The 552-nt window shown below is 68.3% G+C and carries 2 protein-coding genes; both read right to left on the bottom strand.

What is annotated here, in order from left to right; genetic code table 11:
• Window positions 1-160, bottom strand: a 160-nt coding sequence (locus BZY54_RS47765) for a TadE family type IV pilus minor pilin (protein ID WP_208640996.1), incomplete at its 3' end; no start/stop codon positions are given.
• Window positions 147-347, bottom strand: coding sequence for a DUF4244 domain-containing protein (locus BZY54_RS47760; RefSeq protein WP_086731517.1), 201 nt, complete (start codon window positions 345-347; stop codon window positions 147-149). The genes BZY54_RS47765 and BZY54_RS47760, both read right to left, overlap by 14 nt.
• Window positions 348-552 lie beyond the last annotated feature (205 nt).

Genomic DNA, 552 nt, shown 5'->3' with positions numbered 1-552 from the left:
CCCGGGCCGCGTCCACGCACTGGATCTGCGCGAGCACGACCAGCAGTCCCCACACCAGCGTCGTCACCACCAGCACCAGCACGGGCAGGACCATGGCGGCCTCCGCGGTGACGAACCCCTGGTCGGCTCCCCGTTCACGCCGGCGCTCACATCCGGGCACTGAGCGCTCGTTTCACGATGTTCTGCAGCTCCGTCTTGACCTGCCCGCTCGTCACCACCTCGTACAGCAGTACGGCGAACGCCACCGCCGCGATGATGCCCATCGCGTACTCGGACGTGACCATTCCCGCGTCCCTGCGCATCCGGCTCATCAGGGCACGCAGCCGTGCCCGGGGCCTTCCGTACATCTCAACCCCCGTAAGGTCTGGGTCTGTTGCTCGTTTCCTCGACGTTCACCCGCCACGGCACGTGTTCTGCGCCATGCGATCCGCGTCGTGCGGTGCGCGTCATGCGTTCTGCGTCATGCGTCCCTGTCCAGCGCCCCGTCAGCCGCCACCCCCTCTCAGCACTCCTCCCGCGAGGCCGATCACCACGGGAAGGACTCCGACCGCG

The organism is Streptomyces carpinensis, assembly GCF_002154505.1.
GTDB classification, from domain to species: Bacteria; Actinomycetota; Actinomycetes; order Streptomycetales; family Streptomycetaceae; genus Streptomyces; species Streptomyces carpinensis.
The sequence above is the reverse complement of the archived record's forward strand: the minus strand, read 5'-3'. Positions and strand labels throughout refer to the sequence as shown.

Bases quoted from the DNA above. Each gene is read 5' to 3' on its own strand.
- BZY54_RS47760 (WP_086731517.1), bottom strand. From the start codon at position 347: ATGTACGGAAGGCCCCGGGCACGGCTGCGTGCCCTGATGAGCCGGATG.